General features: G+C 71.6%; 13 protein-coding genes, 1 pseudogene and 1 riboswitch. Of the genes and pseudogenes, 5 read left to right on the top strand and 9 right to left on the bottom strand.

The window, feature by feature from the left end; translation table 11 throughout:
- Positions 1-48 precede the first annotated feature (48 nt).
- Positions 49-591 carry an MOSC domain-containing protein gene (locus tag ACIQCH_RS28550; RefSeq protein ID WP_402585495.1) on the bottom strand — a complete coding sequence of 181 codons (543 nt, stop codon included), beginning with the start codon at positions 589-591 and terminating at the stop codon, positions 49-51.
- A gap of 212 nt (positions 592-803) precedes the next feature.
- Between ACIQCH_RS28550 and ACIQCH_RS28545 the strand changes: the two genes are divergently transcribed.
- Complete coding sequence (locus ACIQCH_RS28545) at positions 804-2,198, top strand: GAF domain-containing protein (RefSeq protein ID WP_402585493.1); 1,395 nt, start codon at positions 804-806, stop codon at positions 2,196-2,198.
- Between the two features lie 132 nt (positions 2,199-2,330).
- Positions 2,331-3,854 carry an aldehyde dehydrogenase family protein gene (locus ACIQCH_RS28540; protein ID WP_402585491.1) on the top strand — a complete coding sequence of 508 codons (1,524 nt, stop codon included), beginning with the start codon at positions 2,331-2,333 and terminating at the stop codon, positions 3,852-3,854.
- Positions 3,855-3,916: 62 nt separating this feature from the next.
- Here the strand turns inward: ACIQCH_RS28540 and ACIQCH_RS28535 are convergent, their stop codons facing one another.
- Positions 3,917-4,099, bottom strand: coding sequence for a hypothetical protein (locus ACIQCH_RS28535; RefSeq protein ID WP_402585489.1), 183 nt, complete (start codon positions 4,097-4,099; stop codon positions 3,917-3,919).
- A gap of 1,284 nt (positions 4,100-5,383) precedes the next feature.
- Here ACIQCH_RS28535 and ACIQCH_RS28530 point away from each other — a divergent pair.
- Together ACIQCH_RS28530 and ACIQCH_RS28525 are read left to right on the top strand one after the other, a co-directional pair.
- The gene (locus tag ACIQCH_RS28530) at positions 5,384-6,532 is read left to right on the top strand and encodes a PLP-dependent cysteine synthase family protein (RefSeq protein ID WP_402585487.1); all 1,149 of its coding nucleotides are present in this window, start codon (positions 5,384-5,386) and stop codon (positions 6,530-6,532) included.
- A complete protein-coding gene (locus tag ACIQCH_RS28525; protein WP_402585485.1) occupies positions 6,529-7,830 on the top strand; it encodes an MDR family MFS transporter in 1,302 nt (433 codons plus the stop codon). The genes ACIQCH_RS28530 and ACIQCH_RS28525 overlap by 4 nt, the downstream gene beginning before the upstream one ends.
- 171 nt (positions 7,831-8,001) lie before the next feature.
- On the opposite strand, the gene ACIQCH_RS28520 is transcribed toward ACIQCH_RS28525, so the two are convergent.
- From ACIQCH_RS28520 to ACIQCH_RS28495, 6 genes and pseudogenes are all read right to left on the bottom strand, one after another.
- On the bottom strand, positions 8,002-9,603 hold the full coding sequence (locus ACIQCH_RS28520) for a M4 family metallopeptidase (RefSeq protein ID WP_402585483.1): 1,602 nt from the start codon (positions 9,601-9,603) through the stop codon (positions 8,002-8,004).
- A gap of 145 nt (positions 9,604-9,748) precedes the next feature.
- Positions 9,749-10,729, bottom strand: a complete 981-nt coding sequence (locus ACIQCH_RS28515) for a LysR family transcriptional regulator (protein ID WP_402585481.1) — start codon at positions 10,727-10,729, stop codon at positions 9,749-9,751.
- Between the two features lie 372 nt (positions 10,730-11,101).
- Positions 11,102-12,772, bottom strand: a complete 1,671-nt coding sequence (locus tag ACIQCH_RS28510) for a SpoIIE family protein phosphatase (RefSeq protein WP_402585479.1) — start codon at positions 12,770-12,772, stop codon at positions 11,102-11,104.
- Positions 12,773-13,154: 382 nt separating this feature from the next.
- A pseudogene (locus tag ACIQCH_RS28505) lies at positions 13,155-13,292 on the bottom strand (ECF transporter S component); the annotation flags it as partial.
- A riboswitch (cobalamin riboswitch) is annotated at positions 13,283-13,427 on the bottom strand. (Overlaps the previous pseudogene by 10 nt.)
- A 190-nt stretch (positions 13,428-13,617) precedes the next feature.
- Positions 13,618-14,274, bottom strand: coding sequence for a M23 family metallopeptidase (locus tag ACIQCH_RS28500; protein WP_402585477.1), 657 nt, complete (start codon positions 14,272-14,274; stop codon positions 13,618-13,620).
- A gap of 26 nt (positions 14,275-14,300) precedes the next feature.
- Positions 14,301-15,590, bottom strand: a complete 1,290-nt coding sequence (locus tag ACIQCH_RS28495) for a peptidoglycan-binding protein (protein WP_402585475.1) — start codon at positions 15,588-15,590, stop codon at positions 14,301-14,303.
- Positions 15,591-15,850: 260 nt separating this feature from the next.
- Between ACIQCH_RS28495 and ACIQCH_RS28490 the strand changes: the two genes are divergently transcribed.
- Positions 15,851-16,480 (top strand): DJ-1/PfpI family protein, encoded by a 630-nt coding sequence (locus tag ACIQCH_RS28490; RefSeq protein WP_402585473.1) that lies wholly within the window; start codon positions 15,851-15,853, stop codon positions 16,478-16,480.
- A gap of 153 nt (positions 16,481-16,633) precedes the next feature.
- On the opposite strand, the gene ACIQCH_RS28485 is transcribed toward ACIQCH_RS28490, so the two are convergent.
- Positions 16,634-19,066: a SpoIIE family protein phosphatase gene (locus ACIQCH_RS28485; protein ID WP_402585471.1), complete on the bottom strand. Its 2,433-nt coding sequence runs from the start codon at positions 19,064-19,066 to the stop codon at positions 16,634-16,636.
- Positions 19,067-19,295 lie beyond the last annotated feature (229 nt).

The raw sequence follows: 19,295 nt of genomic DNA, 5'->3' as shown, positions 1-19,295 counted from the left end.
GGCGGGGCGGGCCGCGGCGGAACGTTCCGCGCCGCGGCCCGGGGCGGGTCAGACCCGGTCGAGCGGGACGTGCGGCCCCTCGGGCGCCTCGACCACGATCGCGTCGCCGGGGCGGACCGTGCCGCCCCGCCGCACCACGCCCATGATCCCGGCCTTGCGCACCAGCGCGCCGCTCTCGTCGCGCCCCACGACCCGCTTGAGCAGCCCGGCCCGGAAGGCGTCGATCTGCAGACACGGGTTGCGCAGCCCCGTCACCTCGACCACCGCCTCGTCGCCGAGGTGCAGCAGCGTGCCGGCGGACAGGCCGAGCAGGTCGAGGCCGGAGGTGGTGACGTTCTCCCCCAGGTCGCCGGCGCGCACCTCGAAGCCGGCCGCGCCGACCTCCGCGAACAGCTCCTCGTGGATGAGGTGCACCTGCCGCAGGTTCGGCTGGGTGGGGTCCTGAGCCACGCGCGAGCGGTGCTTGACGGTGACCCCCGCGTGCACGTCGCCCGCCACGCCCAGGCCCTCGAGCAGGGTGATGCTCTCGCGGTTGGGCTTGGTGAACGAGTACTCCGCATTGCTGCTGACCGCCGTGACGGCTCCACTCATCGGTTCGGTTCCTCCCCTGTAGCAGTGTCGGTCCGTCGTCGCTCGCCCCGCGTCCGACCCTAACCGGTGGCCGGATCCGGACGGCGACCCGCCCCGCGCCCCGCCCCGGCTGGCCGACGGCCTCCTTGCCCGGCCGCTCCGGCGGTACGACGATGAGGGCGCCCGGGACCCGCCGGCCCGGCCTGCCCCAACCCCGTTCCGAGGAGGCCGAGTTGAGCGATCCGTGGGTGGCACTGCCGAACGGGGCGGATCCGGCGGAGCGCACGCGGGCGCTGCGGCGCGCCCACGCGGCCTTCGCCGCGGACGGCCGGGTGGTGCCGCCGGTACGGGCCGTCGTGGCGGAGTCGTGGCGGCGCAGCGCGCGGGCCCGGGTGAGTCCGGAGTGTGCGCCCCGGGTGGAGCTCCCGGACCGCGACCTGGCCGACTACCGCGCGGCCCACCCCCTGGCCCGGGTGATGCCGGTGGTCCGGGAGCTGGTGGGGTCGGTCGCGGCGGACGGCGAGCACCTCCTCGCCGTGTGCGACGCGGGCGGTCGGCTGATGTGGGTGGAGGGGCACGGCGGCACGCGGCGGCGGGCGGAGGCGCTGGGGTTCGTACCCGGGGCCCGGTGGGCGGAGTCGGCGATGGGCACGAACGCCCCGGGCACGGCGACGGCCCTGGACCGGCCCGTGCAGGTCTTCGGGGCGGAGCACTTCAGTCGCCGGGTGCACCCGTGGACCTGCGCGGCGGCGCCCCTGCACGATCCGCACAGCGGGCGGCTGCTGGGGGCGGTGGACATCACCGGCGGGGACGGGCTGGCCCATCCGCATTCGCTGGCGTTCGTGCAGGCGGTGGCCCGGGCGGTCGAGGCGCAGCTCGCGCTGCTGCCGCCCGAACCCGTGCCGGGCGCGGCGGGCGGCACCTCCCTCGGCGCGGCGGGCGCGGGGGTGCTGCGCGTCCTCGGGCGGGACGAGGCGGAGTGGCGGCCGGGGGCCGACACGGACGGCGGGGGTCGCGCGGGCGGTGCCGGCGGCCGGGCCGGGGCGGGCCTTCGGCTGAGCCGCCGCCACAGCGAGATCATGCTGCTGCTCACCCGCCATCCGCAGGGGCTGGGCGGGGACGAACTGCTGGTGGCCCTGTACGAGGACGAGGACGTCTCCCCCGTCACGCTGCGCGCGGAACTGTCGAGGCTGCGCGGTCTGTTGGGGCCCGACGCGCTGCTCTCCCGCCCGTACCGGCTGGCGGGTCCCGTCGAGACGGACTACGGCTGGGTGGCCGAGCGGCTCGCCCTGGGCGCCGTGTCCGCGGCCGTGCGCGGGTACCCGGGCCCGCTGCTGCCCGGCTCCGCGGCTCCCGAGATCGCCCGGCTGCGGCGCCGGCTGGCCGACGAGCTCCGCGCGGCGCTGATCGCGCGCGGCGACGCGGGGCTGCTCGGCGACTGGGCGTACAGCCCGTGGGGCGAGGAGGACCCGGAGGTGTGGCGGGCGCTGGCGCGGACGCTGCCCGCGGAGCAGCGCGCGCCGGCCCTGGCCCGCGTACGGTCCCTCGACGCGGACCTCGGCCTGGCCGGCGTACCGCGTCCCCCGTCCGCCCGGCTCGATGCCCCGAGGGTGCCGTCGAGCCCCTGACCTGTGGCGCAACCTCCCCGCAACCCCCGTCCGCCTAGCCTCCCGACCGCTGCCGCCACCGGCGGCGGCGACGCACGACGGAACCCGCAGGAAGAACCCGTCAGGAACCGGCAGGACCAGGGAGGACCACGGATGACCCGCTACGCAGCACCCGGTACCGAGGGCGCGCTCGTCACCTACCAGGCCCGCTACGACCACTGGATCGGCGGCGCCTACGTACCTCCCGCGCGCGGCCAGTACTTCGAGAACCCCTCCCCCGTCAACGGCCGGCCCTTCACCGAGGTGGCGCGCGGCACGGCCGAGGACGTCGAGCGCGCCCTGGACGCCGCGCACGCCGCTGCCCCCGCCTGGGGCCGGACCCCGGCCGCCGAACGGGCGGCGGTCCTGCTGCGCATCGCGGACCGCATGGAGCAGAACCTCGAACGCCTCGCGGTGGCCGAGACCTGGGAGAACGGCAAGCCGGTGCGCGAGACGCTGGCCGCCGACATCCCGCTCGCCATCGACCACTTCCGCTACTTCGCGGGCGCGGTGCGCGCGCAGGAGGGCACGCTGAGCGAGGTCGACGAGGACACCGTCGCGTACCACTTCCACGAGCCGCTGGGCGTCGTCGGGCAGATCATCCCGTGGAACTTCCCGATCCTGATGGCGGTGTGGAAGCTGGCGCCGGCGCTGGCCGCGGGCAACGCGGTCGTCCTCAAGCCGGCCGAGCAGACCCCGGCGTCGGTGCACTACTGGATGGGCCTGATCGCCGACCTGCTGCCGCCGGGGGTCGTCAACATCGTCAACGGCTTCGGGGAGGAGGCCGGCAAGCCGCTCGCCTCCAGCCCGCGGGTCGCCAAGATCGCGTTCACGGGCGAGACCGCCACCGGCCGCCTGATCATGGGTTACGCTGCCGAGCACCTCAAGCCCGTGACCCTCGAACTCGGCGGCAAGAGCCCGAACATCTTCTTCGACGACGTCTGGGCGGTCGACGACGACCTGCGCGACAAGGCACTCGAAGGCTTCACGATGTTCGCCCTCAACCAGGGCGAGGTGTGCACCTGCCCGTCCCGGGCGCTGATCGAGCGCGGCCGGTACGGGGACTTCCTGGACGCCGCCGTGGCCCGCACCGAGCTGATCACCCCGGGGCACCCGCTGGACACGGACACGATGATCGGCGCCCAGGCCTCGGCCGAGCAGCTGAAGAAGATCCTCTCCTACCTGGAGATCGGCCAGAAGGAGGGCGCGAAGATCCTCACCGGCGGGCAGCGCATCGAGCACGACGGCGAGCTGGCCGGCGGCTACTACGTCCAACCCACCATCTTCGAGGGCGACAACCGCATGCGGATCTTCCAGGAGGAGATCTTCGGGCCGGTCGTGTCGGTCACGTCCTTCGACGGCTTCGACGACGCCGTCCGCATCGCCAACGACACCGCGTACGGGCTCGGCGCGGGCGTGTGGACCCGCGACATCAACACCGCCTACCGCGCCGGCCGCGCCATCCAGGCCGGCCGGGTCTGGACGAACTGCTACCACGCCTACCCCGCCCACGCCGCCTTCGGCGGCTACAAGCAGTCCGGCATCGGCCGCGAGACCCACAAGATGATGCTCGACCACTACCAGCAGACGAAGAACCTCCTGGTCTCGTACTCGCCCAAGCGCCTCGGCTTCTTCTAGGCGGGCGGCCGGCCATGGAACCGGATGCCGTCCGCCGCCCCCAACCCGGGTTGCGGGGCCCGTCAGGGTGAGCTGGACGAGAGTCGGTGGGCGGCCGCTTCGGAGGGCGGGCTTCGGGCCGCCGAGAGGGCGCACGTGCCGTAGGTGACGAGCTCGCCAGGGTCGGTGGCGGCGCGGAGATCGCCACGTGCCGCCACCTCGGCGATCGAGTTGCTGATCAGGCCCACCCTTCGCTGGGGGCTCATCGCTTCCTACAGCCCTTACGAGCAAGCCCAGTTGGATCGCACGCTCTTCCGGATGGGGCGCCCAGGGCGGGGTGGTCGCCGGCTATGATCACGACGTGATGACAGCTTGGTCGCGTTCCGGCGGCCAGTCGACCCTTTCGCAGGTGCGTCGGCTGGTCCCTGTCGGGCTGGCCTTGCTTCTGCTCGGCCTGTTCGGCGTGTGCTGCTCTTTGCCGGCACACGGCAGTGAAGCGGCTGCCGCGCAGGTCGCCTCCGCCTCCGCCTCCGCCTCCGCCTCCGCCTCCGAGGAGAACGCGGAAGTCCAGGAAGCGGCATCCGCCGTGGGCTGTTCCGGGGGCGCGGGCCACTCGACGGTTGAGGCTGCGCGCCGCTCGAACGCACCGTCGTGTGCGGCCGAGCCCGACCTCGCGGGACCGCTGTACGAAGCGCGTGCGTCCTCGAGCCCCCGGTGGGTGCCGTCGAGGGAACGGACGAATCGGCACACCGGCGCGTCCGTCGCAGGTTTCAGATCACAGGTCGCTCTTCAGGTGTAGATGTCGGCGTCTCCCCCCGACACCTCGCGTGCTGCAGAATTCACGAATTGACCCGCAACAGGGCGATACGTTCACTCCGCCTCGCTCGTGGCGCCTGAATTCCTGCTACCTGCGCGCGCACCTGCCCATGTCACCTCCCACCCCTGCGGCCGGGGCGTGACTGCCGCTCGGAGGATCTGTGCTCCGCCTGCCCCCGCCGCGCTGGACCCGCCGGGTTCGGCTCTGGCCGGTAGTACTGCTCGCCTGCGCGCTGAGTGTGCTGCTCCTGGCCGCTGCCCCTTGTTCGTCGCACCTCGCCGGTGACGGCCCTCGACACCCGTCCGTGTCCGCGCCGGCCACGCCGGACGGACTCGCGGAGCCTTCCGACGAGCAGAAGCACCCGGACCGCCCACAGCACGACCACGGGGCTGTCTGCGCTTCGCCCTGCCTGACGACACGGACTTCGACGTGCGAGCCGCAGCGCCCGGCTTCTGCACCCGCCGCCCCGCCTTCCTCGGAAGTCAGCGCGCTGCCGGTGGAGCCGGCAGCCTCGGCCGCCTTCTCCTCCGGTAGATCGTCCATAGCCCGCACCGGCCGCGCCACGCTGGCCGACGTGTGCCGGTGGCGGGTCTAGACCGCTCGTCCCGCAGCCGCACGGGGCTGCCGCATGCCGCCCTCCGGGCCGGGGCTCAGCCCTGGTCGCGCCCGGCGGGCACGGCATGCCACGCGAACGAGTAGCCGACGCCATCACCGAACGAACGAAGGCACAGTCATGCATTCTTCGACCGCCGACACGTCGCCCACCGGCCGCTTGGCCCTGTCGGAGCTGGTGGGCAACACCCCGCTCCTGCGCATCTCCGAACCGCTCGCGCCGACGGGCCGGGGCTTCTGGGCGAAGCTGGAAGGGTTCAACCCCGGTGGCATCAAGGACCGTCCCGGCCTGCACATGGTCGAACGGGCCCGCGCCCGCGGCGACCTGAAGCCGGGGGCCCGCATCATCGAGTCCACGAGCGGAACCCTGGGCCTCGGTCTCGCTCTGGCGGGCATGGTCTACGGCCACCCGGTCACCCTGGTCACCGACCCAGGCCTCGAGCCGTCCATGACCCGACTGCTGGTCGCGTACGGCGCCCAGGTCAACGTGGTGTCCGAACCGCACCCCACCGGCGGCTGGCAGCAGGCCCGCCGCGACCGCGTGCAGCAGCTCACGGCACGGCACCCCGGCTCCTGGTGCCCGGACCAGTACAACAACCCGGACAACACCACCGCGTACACGCCGCTCGCCCTCGAACTGGCCACCGAGCTCCGCCACATCGACGTGCTGGTGTGCAGCGTCGGTACCGGCGGCCACTCCGCGGGGATCTCGCGCGTACTGCGGCAGCTCTACCCGGACCTGACGCTGGTGGGGGTCGACACCATCGGCTCGACGATCTTCGGGCAGCCGGCCCGCCCCCGGCTGATGCGCGGCCTGGGGTCGAGCATCTACCCCCGCAACGTCGCCTACGACCACTTCGGCGAGGTGCACTGGGTCTCCCCCGCCGAAGCCGTGTGGACCTGCCGCCAGCTGGCCGGCTCCCACTACGCCACCGGCGGATGGAGCGTCGGCGCGGTGGCGCTGGTCGCCGGTTGGCTGGCCCGCTCGCTCCCGAAGGACGCGCGCATCGCGGCGGTCTTCCCCGACGGCCCCCAGCGGTACCTCGGCACCATCTACGACGACGGTTACTGCGCCGCTCACGGCCTGCTCGAGTCCCCGCCGGCACCGGAACCGGACCTCATCGGCCGGCTGGACGAGAAGGAGGTCACCCGCTGGACCCGGTGCACGACCGTCGTCGACCCGCTCACCCTTGCCGAAGGCGGGGCGCACGAGACCGACGACGAAGCCGACGTGAACCGCATGACGGACCCGCAGGAGCAGACCCGGTGAAGGACACGATCGCCCAAGTCCGCTCGTACAGCGGCAGCGCCCAGCTGTTGATGGTCAACCAGTTCACCATCAACCTCGGCTTCTACATGCTGATGCCCTACCTGGCCACCTACCTGGCCGGACCGCTCGGCCTGGCCGGATGGCTGGTCGGACTGATCCTCGGCGTACGCAACTTCAGCCAGCAGGGCATGTTCCTCGTCGGCGGGACACTGGCCGACCGCCTCGGCTACAAGCCCATGATCATCGCCGGGCTCGTGCTGCGCACCGCCGGCTTCGCGACCCTCGGGCTCGTGGAGTCCGTCCCCGCCCTCCTGGCCGCGTCCGCCGCGACCGGCCTGGCCGGCGCCCTCTTCAACCCCGCCTCCCGCGCCTACCTGGCGGCCGACGCCGGCGAACGCCGCGTCGAGGCGTTCGCCCTGTTCAACGTGTTCTACCAAGCGGGCATCCTGCTGGGCCCGCTGGCCGGCATGGTCCTCACCGGCGTCGATTTCAGCGTCACCTGCCTGGCTGCCGCGGGGGTCTTCGCGATCCTGAGCGTCATCCAGATCCGGGCCCTGCCGGCTCGCCGCGCCGACCACACCGACACCACGGACGGGGTCCGCGAGGGAGTTCTGCGGCAGTGGCGCAGGATCTTCGCCAACCGTCCGTTCCTGCTGTTCTCGCTGGCCATGATCGGTTCGTACGTCATGTCCTTCCAGGTCTACCTGTCCCTGCCGCTGGAGGTAAGGCGCCTGGGGGGTCAAGGGCAGTTCGGTACGGCCGTGGTGGCGGTCCTCTTCGCGGTCTCCGGGCTGAGCACGGTCGCCTTCCAGACCAAGGTCACCGCCTGGTGCAAGGCCCGGATGGAACCGGCCCGGGCGCTCACCCGGGGACTGCTGGTGATGGGGGCGGCGTTCGTCCCCCTCCTCCTGGCCTCCGCGGCGCCGGTACCGGACGGCGGGCCGGGCCTGTGGCTCCTGGCGGCCGCACCCCCGACGACGTCCGCGCTGCTGCTGGCCTTGGGCACGATGATCGCCTATCCCTTCGAGATGGACACCATCGTCCGCCTCGCGGACAACCGTCTCGTGGCCACGCACTACGGCCTGTACAACACCATCTGCGGAATCGGCATCACGGTCGGCAACCTCCTGACCGGCGTGGCACTGGACGCCGCACGCAACGCCGGAGTGCCCGCCCTGCCGTGGGTGGCGCTGAGCCTGCTCGGCCTGGCCTGCGCAACCGCGCTCCACCTGCTGCACCGCACGGGCCGGCTGTCACCCGCACCGGTCGAGGGAGGGCGCCAGACAGTCGCCGCCTGACCGGCGAGAGGACGTACGGATGAGGTTCCGGCGTCCACAGCCGCCGACAGCTCGCGCACGAACGTGAATCACGCAGCGCGGATGCACACATGGCGGTGCGGCCGACGGAACCCCGCCGGCCGCACCCGCGATCCGGGGCGGACCCCACGGATCGGGCGGTGAGTCGGTGCGTCAGAGGACGTTGACCGCGCTCCAGGCCGCTGCCACGGTGGCGTACTCGGGGCTGGTAGCGCCGTAGAGGTCCTTCGCCGCGTTCAGGGTCGCGGTGCGGGCGCCCTTGTAGTCCGTGGTGGAGGTCATGTAGACGGTCAGCGCCCGGTACCAGATGGCGGAGGCCTTCTGGTTGCCGATGCCGGTGACGGTGGAGCCGTTGTACGTCGGGCTGTTGTAGGTGACGCCGTTGATCGTCTTGGTGCCGCTGCCCTCGCTGGCGAGGTAGAACCAGTGGTTGCCGACGCCCGAGGAGTTGTGCACGTCGAGCCGGCCGACGGACTTCGACCAGTAGTCGGCGGAGCGGCCGTCCAGGGACGGCTTGTCGAAGCGGCGCAGCCACGGCGGGGTGGACTGGTCGCTGAAGAGGTAGTCGGGGGTGTCGATCGGGTTGTTGGCGTACCACTCGACCATCGTGCCGAGGATGTCGCTGGTGGCCTCGTTCAGGCCGCCGGACTCACCGCTGTAGCGCAGGTTGGCGGTGGCCGAGGTGACGCCGTGGGTCATTTCGTGGCCCATGGTGTCGAGGTCGACCTGCTCGGGGTCGGTGATGCCGTCGCCGTCGCCGGTCATCATGCAGAAGCAGGAGTCCGACCACTGGGCGTTGTCCCACTTGGTGCCGACGTGGACGAACACGGTCGCGCCGCGGCCGTCGTTCTTGATGCCGTTGCGGCCGAAGGTGCTCTTGTAGTAGTCGTACGTCTTCGCGGTGTTGGCGTGCGCGTCGACGGCGGCGGTGGAGCGGTCGGTGGAGAACTTCCGGCCGTCGCCCCAGATGTTGTCGGCGTCGGTGAACAGCGTGCCCGAGGAGCTGTTCAGGGACGAGGAAGAGACGTTGCGCGCATCCTTGGTGATGTGCTTGCGGGTCGGGTCGATCAGGGCGAAAGTGCCGTCGGCCTGCTGGGTGGTGTCGATGGTGATGTCACCGGTGTACTCGGAGTGGCCGGTTCCGGTCGCCTCACGCTCGGCGTCGTAGTTCTCGATCGCGGCGCCGGTGGTGGCGTCGGTGACGAACACCTCGCCGTGCGGCTGTCCCTTGTCGCCCAGACCCTGCACCGTGGTGCGCCAGGCCAGGCGGGGGGTGCCGTCGGCGGCCCACACGATCAGCTCGGGGGTGGACTTGGCGTTGCCGACCAGTCCCTGCGAGCGCTTCAGGGCTCCGGCGGCGGCGCCCTTGGCGTCGACCGCGGGAGTGACGGACCCGGGCGCCACCTTGTGGGCCTTGGCGTGGCTGGATCCCTTGAGCGAGCCGTCGGCCTTCTGGTGGACCACGAAGTCGCCGCCGACGACGGGGAGGCCCTGGTAGGTCCGCTCGAAGCGGACGTGCTGGGTGCCGTTGGCGTCGATCACGACGTCCTTGACGTGGAGCGTCTGGCCCGCCCCGAATCCGAAGGTGTCGGCGTGCCGGGTCACGTTTGCCTTAGCCTGGGATATCGCCATGTCGCGGACGGAGGTTCCGTGCTGAACCGCATGGGTCTGCGAGTGCGCCGGTACGGCCATCGCGCCCGCGGTCATGACACCGGCGGCGACCATCGTGGAAAGGGCGAGGAGGGGACGGGGCATGACGGGGTGTTTCCTTCGCTCGTCGTGGGGGTGACGACGTCCTTGGACGTTGACGCGAAGTGTTCACCAGTTGGCATGTTCCTGACGTGATCCCACGTGGGATACAACTGCAGAGCTATAGGGGGTGGAATCGCAGCCCGGCCCTTCACCTGTCCTCGCCGAGGGCGAACTCCTCGCCGCCGGCCTCCCACCAGGCCAGGTACTGCGACCGCTGCCGCACCAACGACAGGTAGCCGGCCAAAAGACGCTCGCCCACCGCATCGACGAGCTCGGGCGGCACCGATTCGGTGTTCCAGGCCAGCTGCAACCGCCGGTGGAACGGGACGTCCAAAAGCGGCCGCTGCACGGTGCCCGGGGCGGGGACATCGGTGGTCGGCCACACACCGCAGACGGCACGCCGGCCGGCGACCAGGATCTGCGCCACGGACAGGTCCGGCGTCACGTGCGCAATGTGCGGAGTGAATCCCGCGGCTTGACAGGTGAGATGGAGGTACGCGTGCACACCGCTCTCGTCGGCCTCCGGCATGGCCCACTCCTCGCCCCTCAGGTCGTGCAGGCTGACCGTCTCCTGGCGGGCCAGCGGGTGGTCCTCGGAGAGCAGGACGAAGACCGGCTCGCGCAGCAGCGTGCGCGTCGCCACCGACTCACCGACCGGAAGGGGGAAACCCGGGAACTCTCCGAACACCGCGATGTCGCACTTCGACCGGCTCAGCCCTTTCACCAGGGTGTGCACGGAACGGCGGGCATCGATGGTGACCCGGCGCTCCGGGACGAGTTCGAAGAGGGTGGAGATCAGCAGCGGTACCAGGGGGCCGGCGGTTCCGCCCGCCCGCAGCGGTGCGGCAGTCTCCGTGTCCGCCTCAGCGGCCGATCGCGCGTACTCGCGCAGCCGGTCGAAGCCGACCACGAGGTCACGTGCGCAGCGTAGGACGTACTGACCGTTCTCGTTCGGCTTCACCCCCTCGGCACTGCGGATGAAGAGCGGGCCGCCCAGCTCGTGCTCGATCCGCTTCAGCTGAGCGCTCGTGGCCGGCTGGGAGAGCTGCAGCCGTGCGGCGGCTCTGCGAATGCTGCCGGCTTCGGCGACGGTGAGCAGGACACGGAGGTGCCGAAACTCGAGGTGCATGAACATTCCCCGCTCAGGGCGGAGAGCCCTTGCACCCCCCGTGACCAGCAGTACCGGCTGCCCGGGGGGCATGGTGACCTAGGGTCTGACGACCCTGCCGGGGCGGCAACCACGGGACGGCAAAATCTACGTGCGGACGCCACGGCCTCGCACGGCATCGCGCTGCGGTCCGGTGACATCGGCGGACCACCGTGTTCATCGCCGTGGTCATGGTTCCGGAACCCGGAACCCGGCTGTGCTGCCGCCGGCCGCTGAGATGGCGCATGTGGCACGACGACGCTCCGGCACGGGCGATGCCGACGGCTTGTTCCTCGTGCGCTCGTGCGGTCCCTGCGGTCCTGCGTCCCTGCCGTCCAGCGGCTCCGGCGGTGCTCAGGAGGGCAGGTTCTGCTCCGCCCAGACCACCTTGCCGCCCACGGTGCGGCATGAGCCCCATCGGCGGCACAGCATATTGATGAGCTGGAGGCCCCGGCCGCCCTCGTCGCTGAGATCCGCGTGCTGGATCTGGGGCAGGTCCGGGCCCGTGTCCGAGACCTCCACGACCAGTCGCTCACCGCGCAGCAGCCGGAGCCGGCCCGGGCCGTTGCCGTAGCGCAGGGCGTTGCCGACGAGTTCGGAGACGACGAGCTCGCAGACGTCGGCGAGCTCCGTCAGATCCCACGCGGCGAGCTGCTCCGTGACCAGGCCCCGGGCGACGGACGCCGCACGCCCTTCCTGCGGCAGCTGCCACTCGCGGAGGCCGGCGGGGGCGGCCGGGGCGATCGTCGCGACGAGGAGCACGGCCTCGTCGAAACGATCGGTGTCGGCAGGGGCGCATTCGACCAGGGCGCCGCCTTCCAAGACCTCGGGTGCCAGACCGCGCGCCGCCGAGCGCAGGCGTTCCAACTGGTGGTCCAGGTCCGCGTGCCGGGACTTCACGAGCCCGTCCGTGTACATGACCAGATTGCCTCCTGCGTGGACTTTCAGGCGGATCGGGTCGTACGGAATCATTCCGGCGCCGAGCGGCGCGCCGATGGGCAGGTCCACGAAATCGGCGGAGCCCCGCCCGTCGACGAGCAGTGGTGGCAGGTGCCCGGCGCTGGCCAGCGTGTAGGTGGAGTCGGCCGGGTCGAAGACGGCGCAAAGGAATGTGGCGACCTGCTCGTCCTCCAGGTCACGCGTGGCGAGGTCGAGCCGGGCCAGGACGCGCTCCGGAGCCATGTCCAGGGTCATCAGGGTGCGGGCCACCGCCCGCAGACGCCCCATGGTCGCGGCCGCGGGCAGCCCGTGGCCCATGACGTCGCCCACCATGAGGGCCGTACGTCCGCCGGGCAGGGCCATGACGTCGTACCAGTCCCCGCCCACGCCGTGGTGGGCCGTCGAGGGCGCGTACTCGGCCTGGACGCGCAGCCCCGGCGTCACCGGCGTCGCGCGCGGCAGCAGAGTGCGTTGCAACGAGACGACGTGCTCGCGCTCGCGCCCGTACAGCCGGGCGTTGTCGACGTAGACGGCGGCCTGGGAGGCCAGTTGTTCCGCCAGTGCGAGGTCGGTGGAGGAGAACGGTGGTGTTCCGGGGCCGCGTACGAAGTCCGCGCTGCCGAGCAGCAGCCCGCGGGCGATCAGAGGCACCGCGAGATAGCTGTGCACTCCGGCGGCGCGCATCTTCGCCGCGGCGCTCTCCGTCGGCGCGACGTTGATGAAGTCGTCGTTCCGCATCCGGCTCACCATCACGGGCTTGCCCTGCCGCAGACAGTACCGATGGAGCAGCGTCTCGTGCGTCTGCTCCGTGCGGACGAAGGTCTCGCCCACCGGAGTGGGCTCCAGGGACGACAGCTCCTCGATGGCGCACAGCGCCGTGGCCCGCATGAGCGGGACGCCCGTACCCGTCCACCGTGAGCCCTCGTCGCCCCGCAGGACGCTCTCCAAGATGTCGACAGCGGCCCCGTCGGCGAAGCTGGGCACGGTGAACTCGGCCAGTTCCTGGGCGGTGCGCTCCAGGTCCAGGGTGGTGCCGATCCTGGAGCCGGCGGAGTTCAGCCAGGCGAGCCGATCGCGCGTGGTCATTCGGTCGAGGGGGAACTCGCCGGCGCTCCGGCCGAGCCGCCTGCGCGCAGCGGCCGACCGGTGCGCCGCGGCCCTCTTGCCAGCCGAGGCGCGGCTGGCCAGGCGCCGTCTCCCCTTGCCGTCGTTCACTCTTTCGACCTCCCGACAGGAACTCGATACCTGTTGGTGCCCAGCATGCACCCCTTCCCGGCGATTGGGTCGATGGCGGCCCGACGGCGGGCCAGGAGCTCGGCCAGTACGGAGCGGCGGGCGGGAAGGGCACGGACCTCGGGGTGGCGCACGACCACCGGGAGGGGATCGGCATGAACCCCGACTGCGGGCGGCGCGGCGGAAGACGGTGAGGCGAGGCGGATGCAGACGAGGTTGGCGACGGCGCGGCCGTCTGGTAGGGCGTCCACGGCCCGACCCCGCCGGTGATGAGGGCGGAGGCAAAGAGGGAGGTACAGCCCAGGGTGAGGCCGAAGCCGGGGCCACAGACACCCAGCATCGCCAGGGCCATGCCGCCCTCGGCGATCTCCGAGCTCCAGGTCGTTGACCCAGATGTTCCGGCCGTTGACGATCCCGGCGACGAGGCACTTGCCGGGCCGCGCATGACGGCGGTTGTTCCCGCTCACCCCTGCGGGGCAGTCCCGGACTCCCACCGGGTTCCCTCTTACGACGCATCCCGCCCGGAGGACGGGGCGAACCAGCTGCATGGGCCATGCCTAGGCCGAGTGCCCGCTGAGCGACGCCCGCCGTCCACCGTTCGGACGCACATACGAGATGACGCCCGCCCTCCTCGCTCGGATCGCCGACCGGGCCGGGCCATCACCGGAGCCCTGGCCCGTCCGGTGGCTCCGGCCGCCTCACCACGCCGGCTTGCGGGTATGGGCATAGACGAAGGCGCCCGGCGGGTGGTCCTCGAAGTGGAGGTGCGGGCCGGTGACGTTGCCGGTCGCTCCGACCTTGCCCAGCTGTTGGCCCGCCCTGACCTGCTGGCCGGTGACGACGCCCCGTTTCGAGAGGTGGCAATAGACGTACACCCGGCCGTTGTCGGCCTGGAGGCCGACCCAGCGGCCGTAGGCACCGCCGTTGTCGTCGGACCACTGGATGGAGCCGTCGCGGACGGCGACCACCGAAGTTCCTTGCGCCGAGGCATAGTCGTCCCCGGTGTGGTAGCCGGCACGGTACCGCGGATTCTGGATGCCGTAACGGTAGGTGACGCGATGCCCGGGCACCGGGGAGGGCACCCTTCCCGACCCCCCTTCGCCCCGGACTTCGAACCCGAAGCGGGCACCGAGCTTCTTGAGCGACTCCATTCCCGGGAGGCCGTCGGCGTCCGCGCCGGAGAAACCGAGGTACCGCTGCCACTTGGCGTAGGCCTCTCTGGTGCGTTCACCGTAGACACCCGGGCCCGAGCTGAAGTCGAGCCCCACCGCCTGGGCCAGGGCCTCTTGGACCACCAGGACGCTGGCGTTCTGCGCACCCGGGTGCAGCTCCGACAGATGTACGACCTTGGACATGATGGGCGTCCCTTCGGCGACCGTGATCAGTATCCGCACGGCCCGCGGTTGGGGTCGAACTGGCAGACGCGGCCGGCGAGGTTCGTCCCGTCGCGGTACACGCCGTATCGAGCCATCACATAGTTCATGGCTGCGCAGATGTTGGCCACGCCGTCGTAAATGACCTTCGAGGTACCCGGCTGGTGGTACGAGGCGAACGTCGGCGGGATGACCTGCATGACTCCGCGGGAGCAGTTGCGCGGACGGCCGTCGCTCTGCTTGGGCCCGGTGGCGTTGCTGTCCCAGTCGTTCACCGCGTTGAACCGGTACGACGACTCGCGCCGGGCGGCGACCAGGATGCCCGGCACCCAATGGGTCTCGGGTACGCGGAGGACGCGGCAGGCCTCCTTGGCCGCCGCCGTGGTGCTTCCGTCCTGCACGTGATCGAACTTGACGCTCGACAGGGGGATGGCGGAGTACCCTGCGACCTCGCCGTCCGGCGGGAGAGGCCGGTCGAAGAAGCTCAGCCCACGGACCGTGAACCCCTGCCGACGGCCCAGTTCGGTGAGCGAGAAGCGCCCGAACACGCCGTCCGCGTCGCCGTCGGTCAAGCCGAGCTTGCGCTGGAAGGCGGCCACCGCCGCTTTCGTACGCGGCCCGAACGTGCCTGGTGCCGCGGCGTAGTCAAGCCCGACTTCCTTGGCGAGCGCGCCCTGGACGATTCTCACCGAGGTGTTCCGCGCGCCGAACACGACCTCCGAAGCCGCTACCGCGATGTCCGAACTCGGCAGTACCGGACCGGCCCAGCTCCATGAGGCGACGGCCGTACCGCCCCGGGGATCGTCGGGGTCGGCGGTGGGCGGACAGCCGTCCTCGAACTCCGGCGCGAAGTACCCTACGACCTTCATGCTGCGCCGCTCCGTACTGTGCGAGTAGACGCCGAAGCCCTGACCGGCGTCTTCGGCGTTCTCGGGAACGGTGTTGCCGCCCTTGGTGTAGACGTGCGTCTCGTCGAAACCGACCACGACCTCGGTGTGGCCGCCGTGGGACAGGTTCGTCCACGCCCCGATGGAGGGGTAGTCGGACCACTGATCGCGCGTCCTGGCCCATTCGGTGAAGACGGAGACGTTGTTGACCTTGGGAACGATGTGGTCCAGGCCGACGTCGGCGTACATGTCCCAGTTGAACATGACGCACCACGGCTCGCCGTCCTCGCCGAACTGCCTTCCGAACTGTGTCCGGTTGTCGTAACCGGTCCCCGGCACGTTCGTCTCGTACACGCCCTCGGGAACGTTCTGGATGTGATCGACCAGAATCCGCCATTGAGGTGCTGCCATCGTCCGCCCATCCTTCCGATGAGTCGGCGTTCAGGGAATCCGAGAGGACTTTGGTACGGAGGCCCACCACCACTTCCAGCGAATCAGCCACGGCTGTTGATCGCCACTGGTGAGCCCGACCCGAGCGGTCGCCGCCGTCATCGTCCGGGGACACCGAGGAGGAACACCCGGCACCCGTTCTCGTGAACCTGCCGCGCATGCGTGGGCGTGTCCGCAGATGCCTCCTCGGGCAACGCAGAGGCCCGCATAGGGTCCCCGGCATGGACATCGTGATCCCGCTCTTCAGGCTCTTCGAGCCGCTCGACGCCGTCGGCCCGTACGAGCTCCTGGCGAACGTCCCCGGCGCCCGGGTGCGCTTCGTCGCGCCCGAACCGGGGCGGATCCCCGACGTGCTGGGCTCCATGCGGGTGGACGTGCCCACCCGGTACACGGAGGTCGAATCCTGCGACGTGCTGCTCGTCCCGGGCGGTGAGGGGGCGCGACTGATGCTGAACGACACGGAGTTCATCGACTGGGTGCGCCGGATCCACGAGACGACCCGCTACACCACCTCGGTCTGTACCGGGGCCCTCATCCTCGGGGCAGCGGGACTGCTCAAGGGGCAGACCGCGACCACCCACTGGTTGGCGATCGACGAACTGGAGGCGTTCGGCGCCACCTACACCGCGGAACGCGTCGTCCGGCACGACAAGATCATCACCTCGGCCGGGATCTCCGCCGGTGTCGACCTGGCCCTGGGGCTGTGCGCGTCGCTGAGCGACGAACTCACCGCCCGGGCCATTCAGCTCCTCACCGAGTACGACCCCCGGCCGCCGTACGACAGCGGCTCCCTGGCCACGGCGACGCCCGAGGTCGTGGCCCGGGCCCGGGAGCTCGTCAGCGGCGGCTGAGCCCGCTCGGCCCCCACGCGCGTGCGGCAGCTCGGTTGCGGTGAGGGGCCCCGGTCGAGAGCCCGGGTCATCCAGCGGCACCACGGATTCAACCAACTCGCCCCTGAATGCGCGAGTTGCCGCGGCGCTGCGCTTCGGCCGGCTCCCCGTACGTCAGGCGCTCGCCGGGTGCCAGGGGATCTCGGCCCACACCTGCTTGCCTCCGCTGAGCGGCACCGAGCCCCAGGCCATCGTCGTCGCCTCGACGATGAGCAGACCTCGACCGCCGGTCGCTTCCCAGCTCACCGACACCGGTTTGACGGGGCTGCGCGGCGACGCGTCGTTCACGGCGATCCGCAGCCGGTCCGCCGACAGGGTCAGATCCATCCCCACCGCGCCCTGTGTGTGCGCGACGGCGTTGGTGACCAACTCGGACACCACCAGCAGGGCTACGTCGAGTTCCTCCGCCACTCCCCAGGACCGCAGGGTGCGCGCGGTGAAGCGGCGCGCGTGCATGACCGCGTCGGGCAGCCGCCACACCGTCCAGTGGCTCCGCATCGGCCGGTCCCGTGTGCCGTCGTAGCGCAGCAGCAGCAACGCCACGTCGTCATGGCGACGGCCCACGGTGACGACCAGGTCGTCGGCGACCCCTCCCACATCGACCGGGTTGGCCGAGGCGAGCACGTCGCGCACCCGCCGCATCCCCTCCTCCAGAGGCAGCCTGGCGGACTCGACCAATCCGTCCGTCAGCAGGACGAGCAGGGTTCCGGGGACCAACCCCGCCTCCGTCATGGGGAATTCGGCGTCCGCGAGCACTCCCAGGGGAGGCCCGCCCTCGACCGTCAACTCCTCGGTGACGCCGTCGGGATGACGCAGCACCGGTGGCGGATGGCCCGCCCGTACGACCTTGGCGAGGCCCTCCTCCATGTCCAGGTCCACGTACCCGCAGGTGGCGAACAGATCGGTCTCCATGCCGACGAGCAGCCGGTTGGCCCGCGCCACCACCACGTCGGCCGGGTGGCCCTCCACCGCGTAGGCCCTGACTGCCGTACGTATCTGGCCCATGATGGTGGCCGCCGCCGCACTGTGCCCCTGTACGTCCCCGATGACGAACGCCACGTGACCGTCACCGAGCGGGATGACGTCGTACCAGTCACCGCCCACCTCGAGTCCCGCCGTCGCGGGGAGGTAGCGGGCGACCGCGACCCCGCCCGGCAGCTCCGGGAGCTTACGGGGCAGCAGACTGCGCTGGAGCATGCTGGCGAGTTCGTGGCCCGCGTCCAGAGCGCGGGCGCGCACCAACGCCTGCCCCACCAACCCCCCGGTCGCGGTCAGCAGCGACCGCTCCTCCGGTCCGAACCGGTGCTCCGCATCCCACCCGACCAGACAGGCGCCGGTCATCCGCCCCTCGGCGGGCAGCGGCAGCACGGCGAGACCCCCGGGCCCCACGCCCAGCAGACCGGGCTCGAGGGCCGCGCCGGGCGGCCACAGGCTCATGTGCCCCTCACGCAGGGCGCTCTGCAGAGTGGGCAGGTCGCCGAGGGGCACGTCGGGCCACACGGACCGCCATTCCGAGCGCCAGAACTCGGGCCAGGCATCGGGCTCCGGCGGGTCGAGGGCGGTGACGATGAGCCGCTCCGGCTCCAGTTCGCCGACCGCGACCCGGGAGGCTCCGAGCGGCTCGCGCAGCGCGGCGACCACCAGCCTGCTGACCTCCCGGATGGACGCCGCTCCCGCCAGCGCGGCCGACAGCCGCTGCACGAGGGACACCTCGTCGGCGCTGGGCCTCAGATAGGCGGCATCGGCCACCACGCCCAGGACGCGCTGCGGCGTGCCCTCGGAGTCCACTTCCACGCGGCAGCGCAGACCCAGCCAGCGCAGCTCACCGTTCGGGCGGCGGATGCGGAACGCCAGCTGCTGCCCGTCGGCGGCCAGCCGGTCCGGCTCCACGATCGCCATCAGAGCGGGCATGTCGTCGGGGACGGCACAGGCCAGGAGGGTCTCCACCCGCCCGTCGAACCGCTCGGGAGGCAGACCGAGCAGTTCCAGCACGTGTGCATGGGCCTCCATGCGGCCGGTGCCCAGTTCCAGGATGAACGCGCCGCCCTGGTCCGGCACCAGGGACTGTCCCGGACGCACCTGCGGGGCCGCGCGTCCGGTGGAACGAGCGGCGACCGATTGGAGTCCGGCGGCGACCTGATCGGCGTAGAGCTCCAGAAGGCTGCGGTCGTCGGCGCTGAAGCCGTCCGCGACCTTCCCCGCCACGATCAGGCACCCGAGGTCCTGGTCGCCGTGTCCCAGGGGCAGCGCGCCCAGCGAGGTCCTGGCCGGCGGGTCGGGGCCACCCTCCCGGACCCGGGTGGGGACGTGGTGGGGATCGGTCTCGATGAACGTGGCGAGTTCCTTGGGAGCCAGCCACAGCGGGCGGCCGGAGCGGAAGGCCGTGGCGGCGGGCGAATGGCCGGCCACGGCGAGGACCGCGGGCAGCCCGTAGAGGACGGCGCGGTTGCCGGTCAGCTCGGCCAGATGCAGTTCCCTGCCCTGGTCGGCGACCACGTAGACAGCGGCAAGCTCGGCACCGCAGAACGCAAAGCCATCACTGGTCACTGCCCGTATCGCCTCCTCCCGAGGCATGGCACGCCGCCGGCCGCCCTCCCTCCATGCTGTCGCGCCCGGGACCATCCGGGCGAGTCGGAACGCAGGCCGAAGGGGCCGGTGCCGCCTCGCGGTGCGTGGACCACGCGTGACGGGGACGACGGGCGCCCGCTCAGGTGAGCCGGGCGGCGACCCTCCGACAGGCGTGGTAGCACGGTGTAGCGGGACGGCTCGGGTGCTC

The sequence above is a fragment of the Streptomyces sp. NPDC093225 genome (genome assembly GCF_044753805.1).
Taxonomy (GTDB): Bacteria; Actinomycetota; Actinomycetes; order Streptomycetales; family Streptomycetaceae; genus Streptomyces.
Note: the sequence above shows the minus strand (reverse complement) of the source record. Positions and strands in the feature narration are given on the sequence as shown.

Bases quoted from the DNA above. Each gene is read 5' to 3' on its own strand.
- ACIQCH_RS28550 (WP_402585495.1), bottom strand. From the start codon at position 591: ATGAGTGGAGCCGTCACGGCGGTCAGCAGCAATGCGGAGTACTCGTTC.
- ACIQCH_RS28540 (WP_402585491.1), top strand. From the start codon at position 2,331: ATGACCCGCTACGCAGCACCCGGTACCGAGGGCGCGCTCGTCACCTAC.
- ACIQCH_RS28535 (WP_402585489.1), bottom strand. From the start codon at position 4,099: ATGAGCCCCCAGCGAAGGGTGGGCCTGATCAGCAACTCGATCGCCGAG.
- ACIQCH_RS28530 (WP_402585487.1), top strand. From the start codon at position 5,384: ATGCATTCTTCGACCGCCGACACGTCGCCCACCGGCCGCTTGGCCCTG.
- ACIQCH_RS28520 (WP_402585483.1), bottom strand. From the start codon at position 9,603: ATGCCCCGTCCCCTCCTCGCCCTTTCCACGATGGTCGCCGCCGGTGTC.
- ACIQCH_RS28515 (WP_402585481.1), bottom strand. From the start codon at position 10,729: ATGCACCTCGAGTTTCGGCACCTCCGTGTCCTGCTCACCGTCGCCGAA.
- ACIQCH_RS28510 (WP_402585479.1), bottom strand. From the start codon at position 12,772: ATGACCACGCGCGATCGGCTCGCCTGGCTGAACTCCGCCGGCTCCAGG.
- ACIQCH_RS28500 (WP_402585477.1), bottom strand. From the start codon at position 14,274: ATGTCCAAGGTCGTACATCTGTCGGAGCTGCACCCGGGTGCGCAGAAC.
- ACIQCH_RS28495 (WP_402585475.1), bottom strand. From the start codon at position 15,590: ATGGCAGCACCTCAATGGCGGATTCTGGTCGATCACATCCAGAACGTT.
- ACIQCH_RS28490 (WP_402585473.1), top strand. From the start codon at position 15,851: ATGGACATCGTGATCCCGCTCTTCAGGCTCTTCGAGCCGCTCGACGCC.